Below are 19,029 nucleotides of genomic sequence, written 5' to 3' on the forward strand. Positions count from 1 at the left end.
GAATCGCTATATCCGGATGAAACTGGAATCCGATCAGGTGCTGTCTGATGTATGGATACGCGGGGAAATTTCTAACTTTACGCATCATTCGAGTGGTCACATGTATTTTACGCTCAAGGATGAGGGGAGCCGCATACGTTCGATTATGTTTGCAACTCATAATAGACGGCTCCCTTTCGTACCGAAAGAAGGTACGCGTGTTATCGCCCGGGGAAACGTATCCGTGTATGAACGGGATGGTCAATATCAATTTTATGCGACTCAAATGCAGCCTGACGGTATAGGCAGCCTTTATCTGGCTTATGAACAACTCAAACAAAAGCTTGATGCAGAAGGGCTGTTTGATACCACTCGCAAACGGAATCTCCCTGCTCACCCTGCGACCATTGGCGTAATTACGTCACCGACCGGAGCGGCTGTGCGTGATATTATCACGACACTTCAACGGCGATACCCGCAGGCTGGAATCGTGTTGTATCCAGTTCTTGTGCAAGGAAAAGGTGCTGCCCCCTCGATCGTTAAGGCAATTGAAGCATGAATCGTATGCAGGAGGTTCAGGTGATGATCGTCGGACGGGGTGGTGGCTCCTTAGAAGAACTGTGGGCCTTTAATGAGGAAGCGGTTGCGCGTGCCATTTACGCATCGGTCATTCCTGTGATTTCGGCCGTTGGACACGAAACGGATTTTACCATTGCCGATTTTGTGGCTGACTTACGCGCAGCGACGCCGACCGCAGCAGCTGAGCTGGCTGTGCCTCATCAGGGAGAGCTTCGGGATCAGCTGCTTCAGCGGGAGCAGCGGTTGCGTAATGCCCTTAGGCAGCGGTTGGAAGCCAGTCGTGAACGCTTGATGAGGCTTCGGCGTTCGCCAGTGTTGCTGCATCCGCGCCGCTACATGCTCCAGCATGCAGAGCGGATGGACATGCTGCATCAGCGTCTGATCCGCGCAGCGGCTAACCGTTCACGCTTAAACGCAGAGAAAAACGCGCGTATGCGTCAGGTACTAGAGCGGTTTAATCCGCGTGAACAAATTCGTTCGGCGCGCAAGCAGACGGATATGGCACAACGTCAGCTGGAGTCTGCGATGCGTGCGATCACAAAAACGGGGCGGCAGCAGCTGCATACCGGAATTCGTCAGCTGGATGCGCTGAGTCCGCTCAAAGTCATGGCCCGAGGCTACAGCTTGGTATACGATGAGCAGGAGAAACGGCTAATCAAGTCGCTCAAAGATGTACAACCGGGAGATTCTATCAAGATAAAAGTGAGTGACGGACAGTTAGACTGTCAAGTATGGGGAATGAAGGAGGACGCGAAGCACGGTGGCGAATGAAGCGGAATTGAATTTTGAAGCGGCCATGGCCGCTCTTGAAGAAATTGTCGGACAACTGGAGCATGGAGACGTTCCTCTGGAGCAAGCCATTGATTTGTTCCAGCGGGGGATGAAGCTGTCTCAGCTTTGCAGTCAGAAGCTGGAACAGGTCGAACGTAAAATTGAAATGATCGTGGAAGAGGATGGAGATTTGCGCAAGAAGCCTTTCGGCGGTGGATTGGATGAAAACGGCGGTGAAGGGCTTGAATAGACTGTCGTTCAAGGAATATTTGACTGTGACGGCGGATGCAGTTTCGTCTGCATTGACCGAGCAGTTTCCGGCGCATTGGGACATTCCAGATGTTCTTCGAGAATCTATGAACTATTCACTGACCGCAGGCGGTAAACGGCTGCGGCCTCTGCTTGTGATCGCCGCTGCGGAAGCATTTGGTGGAAGCAGGGAAACGGCGTTGCCAGTAGCATGTGCGGTAGAAATGGTACATACGTATTCCCTCATTCACGATGACTTGCCGGCGATGGATGATGATGATTATCGGCGAGGAAAGCTGACGAATCATAAGGTATACGGCGAGGCGGTTGCTGTTCTTGCGGGCGATGCTTTGCTGACCCATGCATTTTATAGCATCGTGCAGGCGGGTCGTCGTCACGGGGTTTCTTCCGACGCGCTATTGTCCATAGTTGAGGATTTATCCGAAATGAGCGGTGCCAGAGGCATGGTAGGTGGACAGGTCGCAGATATGTCGGGCGAGCAGGGAATGACGGGGATCGAGGAACTAGAATATATCCACCTTCACAAAACGGCTGATTTGATCATTTTCTCACTCTTGGCAGGTGGACGGATTGGTGGGGCAGACAAGAGTCAACTAGAGGCACTTCGCCGCTTTGGACGAGATCTGGGCTTGGCCTTTCAAATTCAGGACGATATATTGGATCTCATAGGCGATGAAAGCAAAATGGGGAAAAAAACGCAGAGTGATGTTGAACAGGAGAAGGTTACCTATCCGTATTTCATTGGTATGGACGCATCTCTACGACAAGTGGAGGAACTCACAGCATCTGCCAAAAAAGTGATTGCAGAAGGTGGTATTCCCGATTATTCACGCTTGCTGGAGATAGCGGATTACCTGATGAAGCGTGATCATTAGTAGCGTTAGAACTGGTTTGACTTGTCTGCGTTTAAGCACAGTCCAAAAGTGTGATATAATACTTGTTAACTTTACACACAAACTTGAAGGAAAGCGGGGAGATATGCGTGCTGCTTCCACACATAAAGCAACCAGGCGATCTGAAATCACTGTCGGTTGAGGAGTTGGCTTCTCTAGCCGAGGAAATCAGGAGCTTTTTGATTGAGAAGCTGTCCGTGACTGGGGGGCATCTGGCATCGAATCTGGGAGTGGTTGAGCTCACGATCGCCCTGCATTATTGCTATAACAGTCCAAAGGACAAGATGATTTATGACGTTGGGCACCAAGCTACGTGCACAAAATATTGACAGGGCGAATGGATCGTTTTGATACACTTCGTCAGCGTGATGGACTTTGTGGTTTTGTAAAAAGAAGCGAGAGCGAGCATGATGTTTGGGAAGCTGGACATAGCAGCACTTCCCTTTCGGCTGCAATGGGGATGGCCTTGGCACGTGATTTGAAGGGCGAGGACAATAAAGTTATTGCAATGATCGGAGACGGCGCGTTGACTGGGGGCATGGCCTTCGAAGCATTAAACCATATTGGTCATGAACGTAAAAATTTAATGGTCATTCTGAATGATAATGAAATGTCCATCGCCCCGAATGTAGGAGCCATGCATAATTATTTGAGCAAAATTCGCTCGGACCGTCACTATTTGCGGGCAAAGGATGAGCTGGAAGTTTTGCTAAAAAAAATACCCGCTATAGGCGGTAAACTTGCCAAATCGGCTGGCCGCGTCAAGGACAGTCTTAAATATATGATGGTTCCAGGTGTGCTGTTTGAAGAGCTGGGATTTACGTATCTTGGTCCGGTGGACGGACATGATTTGTCCAAGCTAATTGAGACTTTTCAGCAGGCTGATAACGTGACCGGCCCTGTATTAGTGCATGTCGTAACCACCAAGGGTAAAGGCTATAAGCCTGCGGAGGCCGATTCACACAAGTGGCACGGCATCAGTCCATACAAAATTGAATCAGGTCAGGTACTCAAAGCTGTAGGCAATCCGATGTATACGGAAATTTTCGGTAGAACGCTGATTGAGCTGGCTGAACAGGATGAGCGCATCATTGCGGTCACCCCTGCAATGCCTGGTGGATCAGGACTAGTACCTTTTAGTAAAGAGTTTCCTACACGTATGATCGACGTCGGCATTGCTGAGCAGCATGCTGCAACCATGTGTGCAGCGTTAGCAATGGAAGGGATGAAGCCGATATTTGCGGTGTATTCCACTTTTATGCAGCGTGCATATGACCAAATTGTGCACGATATTTGTCGTCATAATGCCAACGTGATGTTCGCGATTGATCGTGCTGGTTTTGTTGGTGCTGACGGTGAAACTCATCATGGCGTGTTTGATGTAGCATTTTTGCGTCATATCCCGAATCTTGTGCTTATGATGCCAAAGGATGAAAATGAGCTCCGCCATATGATGAAAACAGCACTTGACTACGAAGACGGTCCAATTGCTTATCGTTACCCACGTGTTAATGTGGTTGGCGTGCCGTTGGATAAAGAATTGCGGGTTATTCCTATCGGCAGTTGGGAGCTTCTGCGTAAAGGTGAGGGCTTCGCTGTAATCGCTTCAGGACCGATGCTCCAAGTGGCGACAGAGGCTGCGGAGGCGATGAAACGTGAGGGTATGCAAGTGGGCGTTGTAAATGCTCGCTTCCTCAAGCCTTTGGATGAGGAGATGTTGCGTGAGCTGGCCCGCCAGCATACGAAGCTGATCGTATTGGAAGAAGCTTCTGAAGCAGGAAGTTTGGGTAGTGCTGTACTGGAATTTTACGCCAAAGAAGAAATACAAGATGCACAGGTGCGGTTAATGGGGATTCCCGATCTGTTTGTGGAGCACGGCTCCATCAAAGAGCAACGCGCTGAAGTGGGACTTACCGTTGAAGCTGTGTGCTTAAAGCTGCGTAAGTGGTCCGCTGAGCCAGCATATGGCATGGGGCAATCTGTATAGGATAACTTAAAGTAAACAACATGATTTTATAAAAAGTATGACAAGAGCAGCCTGGCTGCCTAAAGGGAGATTAACATGTCTGTTCCGAAGGAACGCATTGATGTATTGCTTGTAGAACAAGGTTTTTTTGAAAGCCGCGAAAAAGCTAAAGCCGCGATCATGGCAGGTTTAGTGTTGGCGGACAGTGAACGGATCGAGAAAGCGGGAATGAAGGTACCACGTTCCAGTGAGCTTAAAGTTAAAGGTTCGGTGCATCCGTATGTAAGCCGTGGAGGGTTGAAGCTCGAAAAGGCCATCCGTCAATTCGAGCTGGATATGAAGGGCAGGACGATGCTAGATATCGGTTCATCAACCGGAGGTTTTACGGATTGTGCGCTTCAACATGGAGCTCAGTACGTGTATGCCATTGACGTGGGGTATAATCAGCTGGATTGGTCACTTCGTAATGATGAGCGTGTATGCGTTATGGAGAAAACGAATTTCAGATATATGACACCTGCGGATTTGAGTGGTCCTGTGCCTAATTTCGCAAGTATTGATGTTTCTTTTATTTCGTTACGAATTATTTTGCCGCCATTGCTTGCATTGCTGCATCAACCTGCTGATATTGTAGCTCTAATCAAGCCTCAATTCGAAGCTGGTCGCGAAAAGGTTGGGAAATCTGGCGTGGTTCGAGAACCTGCTACGCATAAAGAAGTGTTGCAGACCATCTTGATGTTTGCACATGAGCTTGGACTTACGTTGCAAGGCTTGGCCTTTTCCCCGATTACAGGCGGCGAAGGAAATATTGAATTTTTAGCGCATTGGCGTTTGGATGGGCTCCCGGCCGCAGAATCGCAGCTGGAGAAGATGGATTACAGTCCACTGATTGAACGAACTGTTCAGGAAGCAGGTCAGACTTTTAATAATGGCCCATCGCGTAAGTGACATTCAGGGGTTCTCCATGAGTTCTGTGAACTTAAGAGAACCTCTTTTTGGTGTGAGGGATTGCTTGTAGAACTCACGTTCGCCTATAATGGATGTACAGATGAAAAGGAATTTTGCGTCATGTCCTAGAATATGTCCATGAGGTGATCGGTTCATGGACACGCGATACGATACGGTTATCATCACTGTGATCGGGGTGATATTAGGGATATGGGCTTTTTATAGCCTGCGTGCCTGGTTAAAGGAGCCGGGACCGCTTGTGCTAAAAACGATACCGATTAATGAGGATTTGAACGAAGGACCTGCTGTGGACCAACTGGAGGAAGCAGGATATGAGGTGGTGGGCGGGAAAATGAAAATACCGCTTGCTTTTAAAGTGAATGGACATACCGTGTATAGCCGTTTGTTTATTGACTACGTAGCTGTACGTAACGGTTCGACATATATGGTCAAAACGTCACGCCGCAAGAAACCTATGGAGTGGAACGGTCCTGATTTACGGGACAGGCTTATGCCTTATTTGCTGCTCTATCCGGGTTGTGCGGGGGTATTGTACGTTGATACGGACGAGAAAAGTATTCGCCTTATTACATTAGTGGAAGACCTCGAAGAAGAGGAATATGAAGGTTAATCCATAGGAGGATTATATGAAGGGTCAACGACATATTAAAATCAGGGAAATTATTTCACAACATGAGATTGAAACGCAGGATGATCTAGTTGAAGCATTGCGTGAGGCTGGTTTTCAGGTCACCCAGGCCACTGTATCCCGGGATATCAAAGAACTGCTGCTCATAAAGGTCCCAATGGACGACGGCAGATATAAATATTCGATGCCTTCAGATCAGCGTTACAATCCGACGCAGAAACTGAAACGTACATTGGTTGACAACTTTTTGCATATTGACTACACAACCAATCTGATTGTGATGAAGTGCCTGCCAGGAACAGCTAACTCGATTGCTGCTTTATTAGATAATATTGAATGGTCTGAAGTCATGGGTACGATTAGCGGGGATGACACCATTTTGATTATTTGCCGATCGGAAGAAAACAGTGAAACTATCGTGAATCGTCTTATGGGCTACATTTCCTAATTATAAAGGCTACGCATATTAGGCGTTTTAATTTGTACATCATAGAGGTGAAAGAACGATGCTGGTCACTTTGTCTATACGGAATTTGGCAGTCGTAGAGGCTGTCGATGTTCATTTTTATAAAGGATTTCATGTATTGAGCGGGGAAACTGGTGCTGGTAAATCCATTATTATTGACGCACTTGGGCTGATTGCGGGCGGCAGGGGCTCTGCTGATCTTGTGCGTTACGGTTGTGATAAAGCAGAAATGGAGGCCTTGTTTGAACTGCCGGTCAAACATCCCGTTTGGAGTACGTTGGAGGAACAAGGGATTAAGGCTAACCCAGAAGAGCATTTACTGATTCGTCGAGAACTTACGGTTCAAGGGAAAAGTTCATCTCGAATTAACGGTCAGATGGTTAATTTAACGATGTTGCGTGAGGTAGGTGAGCAACTCGTTAATATTCATGGGCAGCATGAGCATCAAAGCTTGCTGCGTGCAGATCGACATCTGGCGCTGCTGGATACGTTCGGTGATTCAGTCATCGGTCCAGTCAAAGCGCTTTACAGGGAGCGCTACAATGCTTTTGTCAAAGCGGAAAAAGAAGTAAGGGAATTGCAAAGCTCCAGTCAAAAGGCTTATCAGCTATTGGACATGTATCGTTTCCAATTGGAAGAGATCGCTGCGGCAGAATTAAAATTGGGTGAAGATGAATTATTGGCAGAGGAACGGGTCAAGCTATCCCATAGTGAGAAAATGATGGATGGAATATCAGGAGCATATGAGCTGTTAAGTGGCAGAGGCGGGCTGGATACGGTCAATAACGTGTTGTCCAGATTAAATGATGTTCAGAGCTATGATAGTAAAAGTCTTCAGCCCATTGCGGAGCAGATTCAGTCTGCTTTCTATCAGTTGGAGGATGCAGCGTTTCAATTACGTTCTTATCGTGAGGATATTGAATTTAATCCGGGCAAGCTGCATGAGGTGGAGCAACGTTTGAATCAAATTACCGGACTACAGCGAAAATATGGTGATAGTATAGAACAGATTTTGGAATACTATAGCCGTATTGAGCAGGAAACCGATCTGTTGGAAAATAAAGATGAGCGGCTGGAGCAGCTCATTGCAAAGCGGGATGAGTTGCTTTCGGATTTGCTGGAGATTGCTGAAGAGCTTACAGAAGCGCGTGAAATTTGTGCCGAAGAGCTTGCAGAGCAAGTAGAGCAGGAATTAAAAGATCTTCAAATGGAAAGAACGTCACTCAAGGTACGCATTGATCCAATTGAAGATCCACGGGGATATGAATATAAGGGTCTAAAGGTACGACCTACCAAGCAAGGGATAGATAATGCGGAATTTCTGATTTCGCCCAATCCAGGTGAGCCACTTCGCCCACTCGGTAAAATCGCTTCTGGTGGTGAGTTATCACGTATTATGTTGGCAATGAAAAGTATTTTTGCGCGTCATGATCAAATACCGGTGCTCATTTTTGACGAGGTGGATACCGGGGTAAGTGGTCGTGCAGCTCAGTCTATAGCCGAGAAGCTGTATCGTTTGTCTTCCGTTTGTCAGGTGTTTTCCATTACTCATTTGCCGCAGGTGGCGTGTATGGCAGATCATCAGTACCTGATTGAAAAAAATGTGCATGACGGACGAACCATGACTCAAATTGAGGGACTAACGGAGGAAGGTCGGGTCAAGGAATTGGCACGGATGCTGGGCGGCGTAGAAATTACCGAAAAAACATTGCATCACGCACAGGAAATGCTGAATTTGGCGGAAGGAAAGAAAGCCTGAAAAGAGCGGCTGGCGTAATGATTAACAGTTATAAAAGCCTGGGGGCAAGGTTACCTTATAGGTACGCAATTGGCGACCACCTTTACTCGTCAAGCGAAAGAAGCAAAGGGAGCGTGACAGCCATTGAATTTTTTCTCCAGGATCAAATTGCTCGGTCTTTTGCTTGTTTTTCTTATGTGTTCTCTCGGTAACGCTCAGCATGTGCAAGCAGCGCTGCCTCTACAAGCTTCTTTGGATTTGTTCGGCTCTAAAAGCATGAAAACAACCCAGGAAAGCGTGGTTCCCGATTTGAAAGTATACCCAGGGGGCCAGACGATCGGGGTCAAAGTAAAATCTTCAGGAGTGCTTGTCGTTGGTCACCATATCATTCAGGAAAGCAATGATCGTAAGGTGTCACCTGGTGAGACAGCTGGTATTCGTCTAGGGGACCGTATTACACACATGAACGGCAAACCCCTCAATAGTCTCGCCAGGGTAGCGGAAGCCGTGGACGAGGCAGGTAAAAACAAAAAGCCGCTTGACATCACGCTTTGTCGAGGCGAACAGACGATCTCCACTAAGTTAACCCCAGCATATGATCAAGAGGATAAAGCGTGGCGGCTCGGGTTATATATTAGAGACTCGGCTGCAGGCGTAGGTACATTAACGTTTTATGCACCGGATCAGGGGGTTTACGGGGCCTTGGGTCATGTAATTACTGATATGAATACTCAAACTCCCATTGTCGTGGGCAGCGGAGAGATTGTGCAATCCAATGTGACGTCAATTGCGAAAAGCCAGAGTGGGGAACCCGGAGAGAAACGTGCTCATTTTCTCAAGGATCATCGGATCTTAGGAAATATTGAACGAAATACGAGCTTTGGAATATTTGGGAAAATGTCAGATGAGCCGCAAAATGGATTGTATTCGACGCCCATTCCGGTGGGACTTGCGAATGAAGTAAAAGAAGGACCAGCAGAAATTTTGACTGTACTGGAAGGTCAACAAATTCAGCGTTTTCAGGCAGAAATTGTACACATTTCTCAGCAGGATAAACCAGCAACCAAAGGGCTTGTGATTCGGGTTGTAGATCCAAAGCTATTAGATAAGACCGGCGGAATCGTGCAAGGAATGAGTGGTAGTCCGATTATCCAAAATGGTAAGCTGATCGGAGCTGTAACGCATGTATTTGTTAATGATCCTAAATCAGGTTACGGATGTTTTATCGAATGGATGTTGCGTGACGCAGGAATCATGCATAATAAATTGAGCTTGAAGTCATCCTCTAATCTTAAGGCGAGCTAGTGGCCTTAAGATTTTTTTTGTCGAAAAGGAGAGGAATAACTCAGATTTGCAAGATAAAAATTCAATTATAATTGAATTTATAAAAAAAATAAATAAAAATAATTTTCGACAGAAGGAATTCATAATTCGATGTCGAAATCATATACTCCGACAAGAAATATTTATTTAATGCAAACAGATGTCCCAATGGAATAACACTCACTAAGGAGGAAGTACATTGCAAAAAATTGAGGTATTGTTGGCTGACGACAACCGGGAATTTACGAATTTGCTTGCTGAATATATTTCCGATCAGGAGGATATGGAAGTTACAGGAATCGCCTTCAATGGTGAAGAAGTACTCCAACGCATCGCAGAATCCCGCAACATACCTGATGTACTTATTTTAGATATTATTATGCCTCATCTGGATGGTCTCGGTGTATTGGAGCGTTTGAGAGAAATGAACCTGACTCCACAACCGAAAATCATTATGCTGACTGCATTCGGTCAAGAAAATATTACACAAAGGGCCGTTCAACTCGGGGCATCTTATTATATTTTGAAGCCGTTTGATATGGAAGTGCTTGCTAACCGTATACGCCAATTGGTAGGACCGCAATTAGTCAGCAACAGCCCGGTAACCGTTTCATCTATGCGGTCCAACGTTGTGCCTATGGGTAAGACGAAAAACCTGGATGCCAGCATCACGGCTATCATCCATGAGATTGGTGTACCAGCTCACATCAAGGGCTATCAATATCTACGCGAAGCCATTACGATGGTGTACAATAATATCGAAATTTTGGGAGCCATCACCAAAACCCTATATCCGGCAATTGCCGAAAAGTTCAAAACGACGGCATCCCGCGTAGAACGCGCCATTCGTCATGCTATTGAGGTAGCATGGACCCGTGGAAATATCGACAGCATCTCTCACCTGTTCGGCTACACTATTAATATCAGCAAGTCCAAACCAACGAACTCAGAATTTATAGCGATGGTCGCAGACAAATTGCGGATTGAGAATAAGGTGTCCTGAAAGGATCAGGATGATTAATGGATTCCGCTTTGAGATTTGTCAATGTTAAAATGAAGGGATGGTTAGTCATCTCCAAAACAACTGTCCTTAACGAATAAACTTTTGAATTGTAAAACCAGCAAATACCGCTTGTTTATTGGTTCATCCAGACCGATAAATAAGCGGTATTTTTTTACGAACAATTTTGAATTTTAACCTAACAATCTATTTGCCTCTACCTGTACTGCTGTCTGCTACCCTTAAACTAAGTCTCTAACACTAAGGAGGGCTTTAATTCTAGTGGATATACGCTACTCCATATAGGAGAAGGGGGCAAAGAAGTTTAGCGACGAATCATTCTTGATTGGTATGCCTGATTAGAAATATAATTAAAGCAAACTTTCAAATGAGGTGAATCGGATGTCTTTCCATATTGTTCGAAGTATTTAGTTTCCGGGCTGGAAAAAAACGCGTGCCAGCTGTTAAGGGGGAAGTCTACCCTGTTGACTACAAAACTAAAATTTTGAATAAATTCGGTTTGCCATTCTGTAGTTTATTATCTTATTTGAAGGTGGATAAAAATGAAATCAATTGAATATAAAGAGTTTTATGATAAGGTTGGAAAAACCAACGGATGGGATTTCAGTAATGTGAAATATATCTCTGAAGGAGTAAAATGGGACTTCTACAATGAAGTATCAAAGACGTGTGAGAAGTCGGACATATTGCTTGATATCGGCACGGGTGGTGGGGAAGCTATTTTAGCAATGGCGAATTCTGCATTACTTTTAGTCGGGATTGACCAATCTACTGGAATGATTGAAACGGCAACAAAGAACTCTATCAAATCTGATATAGCGAATGTTCGTTTTCTACAGATGGATGCTGAAAATCTGAATTTTCCCAGGGAATTCTTTAATGTAGTCTCTTCTCGACATTCGTGCTTCTGTGCAAAAGAAATAGTTAAGGTGTTAGTTAAGGGTGGTATATTTTTAACACAGCAAGTAAGCGAAAATGACAAATTAAACATTAAAGAAGCGTTTGGAAGAGGGCAGGCATTGGGTAATAAGAAAGATTCGTTGAAAACTCAATGTATTACAGAACTAAATGAAGCGGGCTTTAACGACATTCAGTCATTCGAATTTAATGCAACCGAATATTATCAGACTCCTGCAGACTTAGTTTTCCTTTTAAAACACACTCCCATTATTCCTGACTTTGGACAAAAACAAATGGATTTTGAAATACTCCAACAATTCATTCTGGACAACCAAACTCCAAAAGGAATTAGGACAAATGCAGAACGATTTATGATTATAGCTAGGAAGTAAAACATAAAGGGATACCCGCTTTGGGATATCTCTTTTTTGCTTGCAATGCTTTAACGGATGAATTGGATGGACGAAAAATAATACTCTCACGCGGTTTATAAAATAAGCGTCAATCATTATATAACGATCACGAAGAGAAATTTTCCTTTTGTAAACAGTTCTGAAATTCTCTTTAATTTTGATATAAACAATGTGTCGATTCTTGTCGATATAATATCTATTATAAAGAGAACAAGGAGCGAATATATGAAATTTAACATTCGAACAAAATTGTTATTGGGTTTCCTTGCGGTAATAATCCTGTTGGTTGTGATTAGTACAGTATCGATCTCGCGAATGAAAAAGTTAGGCGATACTTCAATGGAAATTGATAGCCATTGGATGCCAAGTGTGACCATCCTCGGAACACTAAATGGTGATATATCTGATGTAGAGCGGCTCTCATTAAACATTATTGTAGAACGTGACACGGAGGAAATGGAGAAGGTTCAGGCCGAATATGATAAGGTTTTAAAGAAAGTTGAAGAAGGCCGAAAAACATACGAAAAATTAATTGCTACTCCTAAGGAACGTGAAATGTATGAACAATTCTCCAAAACTTATACGGAGTATTTGACTAAGTTACCAGAAATGATTGCAGCAGGGAGAGCTAATGATTACACTCAATCAAGCATCCTTCACCAAGAATCCTATAAGTTATGGTATAGTTCAAACGATATGATCAGTCAGCTCATTAAGTTGAATGCAGATGGATCAAAACTGATTACGAAAGAAGCTGTTGACAACTTTATTTCAGGCAGACAATTAGTTATCGTTTTGAGTATTGCAGCCGTTATCCTAGCATTGATCATGGCGATCATTATAGCCCAAATTATTTCTAAGCCCATTTTGCGCATCAGTCGTGCTGCTGAAAGCATTGCGTCCGGTGATCTTACTGGGGAAGCCATTGTCGTGAAAGGCAAGGATGAGATTAGTATTTTGGCTCATTCTTTTAATACGATGGTTGCAAATCTTCGTCAACTGATTCAGTCTGTAAGTAGTACGACCGAGCTGGTAATCACTTCCTCGGAGGAATTGACGGCCAGCGCAGAGCAAAATAGCCAAGCAACTGCGCAAATCACCGAAACAGTGCAAGAAGTTGCTACAGGGACAGGTGACCAGGTGGATATGGTGACCAAATCGTCCCAGGCTATTGAGGAAATGTCCATCGGTGTAGAACAAATTGCAATCCGTGCGCAAAATGTTTTTGCATCAGCTCAGGATGCGGCTCACAAATCAGCTGAAGGTAATCAGATGATCCAGCAGGCTGTTGTCCAAATGAATAGTGTGAATGACTCTATGAATAGCTTGGCTGATCTTATGGCTGGATTGGGAGAGCGTTCAGATGAAATCGGGAAGATTATTGATGTCATCACCAATATTTCCAGTCAGACCAATCTTCTTGCCCTGAACGCGGCCATTGAAGCAGCCCGCGCAGGAGATCACGGTAGCGGATTTGCTGTAGTTGCAGGTGAAGTGCGTAAGTTGGCTGAACAATCGGCTCATTCTGCTCAACAAATTACGGAGCTGGTGGGATTGATACAAAAGGATACCTCGCATGCTATTGAGGCGGTAGCGTCCAATGGGCGAGATGTCATGACAGGTCGGGAAGTCGTACAAAATGCGGGTGCATCTTTTGAGCTTATTCAGGAAACCGTTAATAAAGTGGCCAGTGAAATTGAAGAGGTCTCTGCTGGATCGGAGCAAATGTCTGCAAGTACCGATGAGATTGTTGGCTTTGTTAGACAAATTTCAGCCATTGCTGAAGAGGCTGCAGCTGGGACGCAACACGTATCTGCTGCGACTCAAGAACAACTGGCATCGATGGAGGAAATTGCTTCCTCTGCAAGAAACCTGTCCAAAATGGCAGAAGACCTACAAGGACAAATTGGTAAATTTAAAGTATAAATCGTATACCGGTTCTATATTTCAGGGGAAAAGCCGCTCTACTGTGAGCGGCTTTTTCTATTCATTTTTTAATAAATATATTTGCGATTAAAAGATGGAGATATGCGGAGCCTGTAATTGGAAAGATATGATACAATGGTGGGAAATTCTTTTGGGTTGGAGTGATATCATGGACAATAAAACTGAACTTAAAGCAAGCGACCTGCGTCAGTTAGCGATAGACAAAATCATAGCTACACCATTTTTGAATGATTTTAAATATCTGAAAAGCAGAAAAGTTTTGAAAAAAGAAAACAAGGAATTTATATTTGAAATTTGTTTCGGCGCGACCCAATATAGTGCATTAAAAGTTTACATTACTGTGGAATCCAAAAGTATAAAAAAGAAGTATAGTACAGGGGCTTGTTTTCACAGTGAGTTGATCGCTCTAACCAAGAAATATACGGGCAACAGGGATTACCTTGTGTCCACAGAAGCAGAAAGAGAACGAGTGATCCAAGAGATTATGGCAGATATCTACATTTTCGCGTTGCCCTTTTTCAAGCGATTTGAACATGTAGAAACACTAGCAGAACAAGTACATAAGTCAGGCTTTTTACCACATCATAAACGTTTTGATAAATTTAATCCGTTGACGAAAAGATTCATTGATTTTTATTATCAAGGGGAGTAATTTAGCCATCTGAGACATTTTTGTGCTCATCATCGGGAAGTACATAAGCATTATGATAAGGAGCACGATGTTCATAGAGTGGATATTATCGTTTTTCAAAAGGATGATGTACAATTTGTAAAAAGGCTCAAACTACTCCTCGGCATAACATGTTTTACCTAACATGATCAATGTCTCGTTAAGAGGCGAGTCGGATGTTTCACTGGAGGGTAGATTTTTACATGGGTAGCAATCGAATGACCAACATAGAGGCTGTATACACGGATATATACAATCATATGTTATAGGCTAAGTCATCGTATTGAACGGGCTAGTGGTATGGATGCAAAAGATTCTAAAGCAAAGAGGGGATGAGAGCATGTGGAATAGTCTGACTTGGGTGATCGTCGGCGTGTTGTTGGTGGTGTTGGGTTGGATTGTTATGGCATGGCGTGGACGTAGCGGCAATCAACAACAATCGGATGAACATCGGGGCAGTAATGTTGTTGAATTTCGCCCTCGTAAGCCCGCCCGACAATCCCGCACTGGCAATGAAATGAAGTCTAAAGTGTCTTCGGGTACACGCGCGAATACAAAAGCGGCAGATATTCAGGCCCAAGCTGGATTTGGACTGTCTGACTCCATTCAGAGCACGAGTAAACAAAAATGCTCCTTTTGTAAAAAAGAAGAAAAATTAACCTTTTATGCCGATGATAATGGTTCGCTGTATGGGGTATGTAAAGAGTGTAAGCATAAGGCGGAAAGACAGGATATGCTGCCACTTTAGTCTATACAGACTATGGAGAACCATCATCAAATAATTCTTATAATTAATAAAAACTCCCAACCGTATGTAAGTAAATTGGTTAGGAGTTTTTTTGTTAGTGTTTTACTACATTGTTAGCGAATTTGCCTGTCAATCAATTCCTCTAGCGCATCAGCTATATGATCTGGTCCATAGGATAGTTCTTCCCGGCTTAAGCTTAACCAGGCATGACGCTCATCCATATCAAAGGCATTTTCCAGCCAACCGGACAAGCCTCTGCCTCTACGATCTACTTCTACAAGCACATGGACACCCTCGGGTTCCAACTGCATAATCAGCTCTAGCTCCTCGATATCCCGTGCATACTCCGAGCCAGGCGTAAACTCAAACTCCTGCACGAATGGAACACCGCGTCCAAGCTTGGGGTGACGTTCACAGGTGGAGGAACGGAATCGAAAGCCTAACAGATGAACCGCCTCAAACACCGTACTCATATAAGGATGTGGCTCGATTTTGAGTGAATCACGATCGGTCGGGTCCAAAGCCATGCCAATGTCCAATGCTGTTTCCAGCCAGACAGGCTGTTTGGCATGAGTAACAGGAGTTTCCAAAGGCAACCTAAAGGAAAAAGGAGTTTCAAGCTCCTGTCCTTGCTTTAGATGAAAGCCATCAGATACCTTGATCCGCGCAATGCAGCAGGTGGTGACGGTTTTTTTATCATCGTGCTCTACGATATATTCAGTCTTGAGTTCAATATCAATTTTGCCGATTTCCTGATCAATTTTACCGCCCTTGATACGTATGATGCCACTAAGTTCTTCTCCAGGCACATATACAGTCTGATCCACCAACGTATCGACTTTGGCTGAACCGATTCCTGCACTTGCTAAGATCTTGTTAAAGAAACTCATCATTCCGTCCCCCCGATAATCTTATAGTTATTATGCACAAAAAAATAAAAACTTGTACAGCTTAACGGATATACGGGGAAATAGTTTGAACCGTTCCAAAAAAATGCAAGAAAAAAGTAATGGAAAACAAGTAGGCGCATGGAGTTTGCTGCCCATGTAGCTTACTAATCGCAGTTCACTTTATGGGGAGGTATAAAACATTTACGACAACGAGGCTCATAAGCCTCAGAGTCACCGATCATCACGATAGGTCCTACAGTGGAAGGTTTTCCATTGACCATACGCTGTGTAAATACTGCTTCCGAACTGCCGCATACAGCGCAGAAGGAAGTCAGCTTTTCGATGTCATCCGCCATAGCGAGCAGACCACCGACATAGCCAAACTCCTTGCCTCGGTAATCCAGATTCAGCCCATCGGCAATGACATGCTTTCCGCAATAAGCTAACTCTTGTATGAGCGACATAATATGTCGACTGAAAAACTGGACTTCGTCAAAGGCAACCACATCGGCATCTTTCGTTTCTTGCAAAATATGCTGAACGAGCTCATCCGTAAGTTTTCTTGGAATAGAGATAGCGGGAAGCCGATATCCGATCCGGCTTACAATTTCGTCCTCAGCATAACGGTTATCTTCAGCTGGTTTGTAAGCGACCACCTTGCGATGCCCGTATTGGATTAGTTTCTGACAACGGCGAATTAATTCGCCGGATTTTTCACTGAACATGGGGCCTGTAATTATCGTAATTCGTCCTGTAGGCAAAGCGAATTCCCCTCTCTTAACATGTACATTACGCTGTAAATCTTCATCTCCGAAAGAAAACGCCATTATAGATTACCATAACGAGCCACATACAGACTAGAGAAAATATATTGTTTTTCGACATGTTTTTGTATGTCTATTCTTAAAACGTAAATGTGGGTCGTCATTGCTCTGCCGCCGCGGGCATGATATGGTGAAGCGTAGTGGAATGAAGGGAAGAGTGGAAGGCATGGACGAAAAAAACACGGATTATAGTGCCAAAAGAAGAGCATTACTGGAACAAGGACTGATCAGCCCGCAAGCTCTGGAGCTAATCATTGAGCTGGAGACAGAGCTAGATCTTCTGAACAAGCAAAATGAATCGTTCCGCAAGGCGTTACGAGCCAAATCAGCACAAAGTCCAAGAATGTCTACCAAATTACGAGATGCGCTGTATGAATGATATGGAGAGATATCTAGATTAGGTAGATGATTTGCAGCCTATGCCTAAACGCTATATTTTGTACAGTGAAATAAAGAGAGTACAATAAGCTATATATAATCAATGTTAATGGAGGAGAAACATGACTATACATTGTGATGTTGCTATTTTGGGTGGAGGAACCGGAGGATATGTAGCAGCAATTCGCGCAGCTCAGCTCGGCAAGGAAGTGGTTATCATCGAAAAGGACAAGCTTGGCGGAACCTGTCTGCACCGTGGCTGTATTCCGAGCAAGGCTTTGCTGCGCAGTGCGGAAGTGTATGCAACGATTAAAGAAAGTGCGCAATATGGTATTGAGACATCGGGAGCACAGCTTGTATTTCCCAAGGTTCAGGAACGTAAGGAAGCCGTTGTGGAGCAGCTACACCAGGGCGTTCAATTTTTGATGCGTAAAAATAAAATTACGGTGCTTAGCGGTAAGGGACGCGTGATTGGACCGTCTATATTTTCTCCTAAAAGCGGTGCAGTGGCTGTGGAACTAGAAGATGGTGAGATGGAGACGATTGTTCCGGCACACCTCATTATTGCAACAGGATCACGTCCGCGTGTGCTACCTGGACTGGAGCCAGATGGCGAATTTATTCTGAGCAGTGACGAAGCATTGACTATGGAGAACCTGCCAGCATCCCTGATTATCGTGGGTGGTGGGGTCATTGGCGTGGAATGGGCTTCCATGCTAAATGATTTTGGCGTGGAGGTTACGGTGGTTGAGGCCGCGAATCGACTTATTCCTACGGAGGACGAGGACGTTTCGCGTGAAATGCAGCGCTTGTTAACCAAGCGTGGTGTCAAGGTGCTGACGGGGGCACAAGTGTTGGCTGAAACCTACGGCAAGGATGAGGAAGGCGTACAGATTGACGTGCAAAAAGGTGAAGAAACCGAAACCCTCAGTGCTTCCAAACTGCTCATTTCTGTAGGTCGTCAGGCGAATGTCGAAAATATCGGGTTGGAAAATACGGATATCCGCGTGGAGCGTGGCTTTATCTCGGTTAATGAGCATTTGCAGACAAATGAGCCACATATCTACGCCATCGGGGATTGCATCGGCGGCTTACAACTGGCCCATGCCGCGAGTCATGAAGGCTTGCAGGCAGTTCATCATTTGGCGGGCGAAGAGTTTCACAGCGTACCCAACTATATGATTCCGCGGTGTATTTACACACGTCCTGAAGCCGCAAGCGTCGGCTTAACGGAGCAGGAAGCCCGTGAACGTGGACACCAGGTGAAAACAGGGAAGTTCCCTTTCCAAGCTATCGGAAAATCGCTAGTATACGGTAGTCGAGACGGCTTCGTGAAAGTGGTGGCGGATCAGCAAACCAATGATATTCTCGGTGTACATATGATCGGTACGCATGTAACGGATCTGATCAGCGAGGCCGCTCTTGCGCAATTGCTGGATGCTACGCCGTGGGAAGTCGGACAGCTTATTCATCCGCATCCAACGTTGTCGGAGATTTTGGGAGAAGCGATGCTGGCAGTCGATGGACAAGCGATAGGCATATAAACGTTTCAAATAAATCGGTACTTTTCTTTTTGGGGCGAAAAGGATTATAATGGGGTTAGTCAGAGTTTAGTACCAGGTTTTAAGACAAGATGGTACTAGGTGCTGAAAGTAG

16 protein-coding genes and 2 pseudogenes are annotated in these 19,029 nt (G+C 44.8%); 16 read left to right on the forward strand and 2 right to left on the reverse strand.

Annotation, left to right across the window (positions count from 1 at the left end):
- Window positions 1–16: 16 nt before the first annotated feature.
- The 14 genes and pseudogenes from xseA (at window position 17) to C400_RS0115345 (ending at window position 15,281) form a co-directional block, all read left to right on the forward strand.
- Window positions 17–1,329, forward strand: a pseudogene (gene xseA, locus C400_RS0115280) (exodeoxyribonuclease VII large subunit).
- Entirely contained in the window at window positions 1,319–1,579 is a 261-nt protein-coding gene (xseB, locus tag C400_RS0115285; protein ID WP_013371773.1) for an exodeoxyribonuclease VII small subunit, read from the forward strand. The pseudogene xseA and the gene xseB overlap by 11 nt, the downstream one beginning before the upstream one ends.
- Complete coding sequence (locus tag C400_RS0115290) at window positions 1,551–2,474, forward strand: polyprenyl synthetase family protein (RefSeq protein ID WP_017427502.1); 924 nt, start codon at window positions 1,551–1,553, stop codon at window positions 2,472–2,474. The genes xseB and C400_RS0115290 overlap by 29 nt, the downstream gene beginning before the upstream one ends.
- Before the next feature lie 107 nt (window positions 2,475–2,581).
- A pseudogene (gene dxs, locus C400_RS0115295) lies at window positions 2,582–4,479 on the forward strand (1-deoxy-D-xylulose-5-phosphate synthase).
- Between the two features lie 75 nt (window positions 4,480–4,554).
- Window positions 4,555–5,406, forward strand: a complete 852-nt coding sequence (locus tag C400_RS0115300; RefSeq protein WP_016822283.1) for a TlyA family RNA methyltransferase — start codon at window positions 4,555–4,557, stop codon at window positions 5,404–5,406.
- Between the two features lie 154 nt (window positions 5,407–5,560).
- A complete protein-coding gene (locus C400_RS0115305; protein ID WP_016822282.1) occupies window positions 5,561–6,037 on the forward strand; it encodes a hypothetical protein in 477 nt (158 codons plus the stop codon).
- Window positions 6,038–6,053: 16 nt separating this feature from the next.
- The gene (gene ahrC, locus C400_RS0115310) at window positions 6,054–6,503 is read left to right on the forward strand and encodes a transcriptional regulator AhrC/ArgR (RefSeq protein WP_013371768.1); all 450 of its coding nucleotides are present in this window, start codon (window positions 6,054–6,056) and stop codon (window positions 6,501–6,503) included.
- Between the two features lie 58 nt (window positions 6,504–6,561).
- Entirely contained in the window at window positions 6,562–8,280 is a 1,719-nt protein-coding gene (gene recN / locus C400_RS0115315) for a DNA repair protein RecN (protein ID WP_017427503.1), read from the forward strand.
- A 123-nt stretch (window positions 8,281–8,403) separates the two neighbouring features.
- Window positions 8,404–9,564 carry a SpoIVB peptidase gene (gene spoIVB, locus C400_RS0115320; protein WP_016822280.1) on the forward strand — a complete coding sequence of 387 codons (1,161 nt, stop codon included), beginning with the start codon at window positions 8,404–8,406 and terminating at the stop codon, window positions 9,562–9,564.
- A 217-nt stretch (window positions 9,565–9,781) separates the two neighbouring features.
- Complete coding sequence (spo0A, locus tag C400_RS0115325) at window positions 9,782–10,585, forward strand: sporulation transcription factor Spo0A (RefSeq protein WP_013371763.1); 804 nt, start codon at window positions 9,782–9,784, stop codon at window positions 10,583–10,585.
- 560 nt (window positions 10,586–11,145) lie between these two features.
- Window positions 11,146–11,895: a class I SAM-dependent methyltransferase gene (locus tag C400_RS0115330; RefSeq protein ID WP_017427504.1), complete on the forward strand. Its 750-nt coding sequence runs from the start codon at window positions 11,146–11,148 to the stop codon at window positions 11,893–11,895.
- A gap of 246 nt (window positions 11,896–12,141) precedes the next feature.
- Window positions 12,142–13,842 (forward strand): methyl-accepting chemotaxis protein, encoded by a 1,701-nt coding sequence (locus tag C400_RS0115335; protein ID WP_017427505.1) that lies wholly within the window; start codon window positions 12,142–12,144, stop codon window positions 13,840–13,842.
- A gap of 127 nt (window positions 13,843–13,969) precedes the next feature.
- Window positions 13,970–14,515, forward strand: coding sequence for a hypothetical protein (locus C400_RS0115340; protein WP_017427506.1), 546 nt, complete (start codon window positions 13,970–13,972; stop codon window positions 14,513–14,515).
- A gap of 358 nt (window positions 14,516–14,873) precedes the next feature.
- The gene (locus C400_RS0115345) at window positions 14,874–15,281 is read left to right on the forward strand and encodes a hypothetical protein (RefSeq protein ID WP_017427507.1); all 408 of its coding nucleotides are present in this window, start codon (window positions 14,874–14,876) and stop codon (window positions 15,279–15,281) included.
- Between the two features lie 113 nt (window positions 15,282–15,394).
- Here the strand turns inward: C400_RS0115345 and C400_RS0115350 are convergent, their stop codons facing one another.
- Both C400_RS0115350 and C400_RS0115355 read right to left on the reverse strand, forming a co-directional pair.
- A complete protein-coding gene (locus tag C400_RS0115350) occupies window positions 15,395–16,171 on the reverse strand; it encodes a sporulation protein (RefSeq protein ID WP_017427508.1) in 777 nt (258 codons plus the stop codon).
- 164 nt (window positions 16,172–16,335) lie between these two features.
- Window positions 16,336–16,932 carry a thymidine kinase gene (locus C400_RS0115355; protein WP_026065459.1) on the reverse strand — a complete coding sequence of 199 codons (597 nt, stop codon included), beginning with the start codon at window positions 16,930–16,932 and terminating at the stop codon, window positions 16,336–16,338.
- 208 nt (window positions 16,933–17,140) lie between these two features.
- Here C400_RS0115355 and C400_RS0115360 point away from each other — a divergent pair, with 208 nt between their 5' ends.
- On the forward strand, window positions 17,141–17,374 hold the full coding sequence (locus C400_RS0115360) for a hypothetical protein (RefSeq protein ID WP_017427510.1): 234 nt from the start codon (window positions 17,141–17,143) through the stop codon (window positions 17,372–17,374).
- A 121-nt stretch (window positions 17,375–17,495) separates the two neighbouring features.
- On the forward strand, window positions 17,496–18,917 hold the full coding sequence (gene lpdA / locus C400_RS0115365; RefSeq protein ID WP_017427511.1) for a dihydrolipoyl dehydrogenase: 1,422 nt from the start codon (window positions 17,496–17,498) through the stop codon (window positions 18,915–18,917).
- Window positions 18,918–19,029 lie beyond the last annotated feature (112 nt).

This window comes from Paenibacillus sp. ICGEB2008, from assembly GCF_000307675.1.
GTDB classification, from domain to species: Bacteria; Bacillota; Bacilli; order Paenibacillales; family Paenibacillaceae; genus Paenibacillus; species Paenibacillus polymyxa.